General features: G+C 70.1%; 2 protein-coding genes. One reads left to right on the plus strand and one right to left on the minus strand.

Features of this window, described 5'->3' with window-relative positions; translation table 11 throughout:
* Positions 1 to 505, minus strand: a 505-nt coding sequence (locus ACFWF3_RS33475; RefSeq protein WP_379317963.1) for an aminotransferase class III-fold pyridoxal phosphate-dependent enzyme, incomplete at its 3' end; no start/stop codon positions are given.
* Positions 506 to 611: 106 nt separating this feature from the next.
* Between ACFWF3_RS33475 and ACFWF3_RS33480 the strand changes: the two genes are divergently transcribed.
* Positions 612 to 2,105, plus strand: a complete 1,494-nt coding sequence (locus ACFWF3_RS33480) for an NAD-dependent succinate-semialdehyde dehydrogenase (RefSeq protein ID WP_379317965.1) — start codon at positions 612 to 614, stop codon at positions 2,103 to 2,105.
* Positions 2,106 to 2,126 lie beyond the last annotated feature (21 nt).

Genomic DNA, 2,126 nt, shown 5'->3' on the forward strand with positions numbered 1-2,126 from the left:
CGCTCCACCCGTAGCGGAAGGCCGTCGGAAACGGGGCCACGTGCACCCCGGACATCAGCGGGCTGAACCCCGCCGAGAACCGGGTCCCCGAGGTGGTCATGGTCGCCGCGGCGACGGTGCGGCCGTGAAATCCGCCGTGGAAGACGACCACGTTCGGGCGCCCGGTGGCTTGGCGGGCCAGACGCAGCGCGGCCTCGACCGCCTCGCTGCCGGAGTTGGCGAAGAACAGCGTGTCCAAACCCTCGGGCAGCACCGCGCCGAGGCGCTCGGTGAGCTCGAGCAGCGGTCGGTGCAGCACCGTGGTGTATTGGCCGTGGATCAGGCTGGCGACCTGGGCCTGCGCCGCCGCGACCACGGTGGGGTGACAGTGCCCGGTACTGGTGACGCCGATCCCGGCGGTGAAATCCAGGTAGCGGCGACCGTCGGTGTCGTAGAGGTAGCAGCCCGCGCCGTGGTCGACGTGGACGGGCGTGGCCTGCTTCAGGACGGGAGACAGCTCGGTCATCAAGGACTCCCCAGATTGTCTATTGTCGGATTGTTGACAATATGCATAACATGGCGGCAGGGTTCACAGCAACGGTTGATCCACCGCGTCGGGAGGCAGGCACCGCATGGACGAGTCCGGGGGCAGCGCGCAGCTGCTCGACACCCTGAGCGCCGCCGAGCGGGCCGCGGTCGACAGCGTTCCGCAGGGGTTGTTCATCGGGGGCCGATGGCGTGAGTCCGTCGCCACGCTGCCCGTCCTCGATCCCGCGACCGGCGCGCGGCTGTGCGCGGTGGCGGACGCGACCGCGTCCGACGGACTCGACGCGCTCGCCGCGGCCGCCGCCGCCCAGGCCGCCTGGGCCCACACCCCGGCACGCACCCGCAGCGACGTCCTCATGCGCGCGCACCACGCGCTGCTGGCCGACACCGAACGCCTCGCCCTGGTCATGACGCTCGAGATGGGCAAGCCGCTCGCCGAGGCGCGCGGCGAAATCGCCTACGCCGCGGAGTTCTTCCGCTGGTTCGCCGAGGAAGCCGTCCGCCTCGACGGCGGGTACATGCCCGCGCCGACGGGGGGATCCCGGTTTCTGGTGACGAAGCAGCCGGTGGGGCCGAGTCTGCTCATCACGCCGTGGAACTTCCCGATGGCGATGGGCGCCCGCAAGATCGCGCCCGCGCTGGCCGCCGGCTGCACCTGTGTGGTGAAGCCCGCCGAACAAACACCGCTGTCGATGCTGGCGCTCGCGGCGATCCTGGCCGAGGCGGGTGTGCCCGATGGTGTGGTCAATGTGGTGACCACCGCCGACCCCGGCGCGCTGATGACACCGCTCATCGCCGATCCGCGCTCCCGGAAACTCTCCTTCACCGGGTCCACCGCCATCGGGAAACTTCTCCTGGAACAGTGCGCCCGCACCGTGATGCGCACCTCGATGGAACTCGGCGGCAACGCACCGCTGCTGGTGTTCGACGATGCCGATCTCGACGAAGCGGTCGAGGGCGCGCTCGCCGCCAAGATGCGCAACATCGGCCAGGCCTGTACGGCCGCGAACCGAATTCTGGTGCAGCGCGGCATCGCTGCGGAATTCGCCGAACGACTGGCCACGCGGATGGCGGCATTGCCGATGGGCCGTGGCACCGAGCCGGGCGTTGTCGTCGGGCCGCTCATCGACGCCGAGGCCGTGGCCAAGGTGGAACACCTCGTGGCCGACGCCCGGCAGCGCGGCGCCCAGGTGCGGCTCGGTGGCACGGCGATCGACGGACCGGGCACCTTCTACCCGGCGACCGTGCTCACCGGCGTGCCCGACGACGCCGAGTTGTGCCGCACCGAGATCTTCGGACCCGTCGCCGCGATCGGCACGTTCGACACCGAGGACGAGGCGATCACCCGCGCCAACGACACCCCGTACGGGCTGGTGGCGTACGTGTTCACCGAGAACCTGCGTCGCGGCCTGCGCGTCTGCGAAGCGCTCGACACGGGAATGGTCGGCCTGAACCAGGGCGTGGTCTCCAATCCGGCCGCGCCGTTCGGCGGGGTGAAGGAATCGGGGCTCGGGCGTGAGGGCGGTTTCACCGGGATCGACGAATTCCTCGAGACCAAATACATCGGCGTCAAGGTTTAGGGAGACAGCGTGCGCACATAC

This window comes from Nocardia sp. NPDC060220, from assembly GCF_042727815.1.
In the GTDB taxonomy this organism is placed as follows: domain Bacteria; phylum Actinomycetota; class Actinomycetes; order Mycobacteriales; family Mycobacteriaceae; genus Nocardia.

Bases quoted from the DNA above. Each gene is read 5' to 3' on its own strand.
- ACFWF3_RS33480 (WP_379317965.1), top strand. From the start codon at position 612: ATGGACGAGTCCGGGGGCAGCGCGCAGCTGCTCGACACCCTGAGCGCC.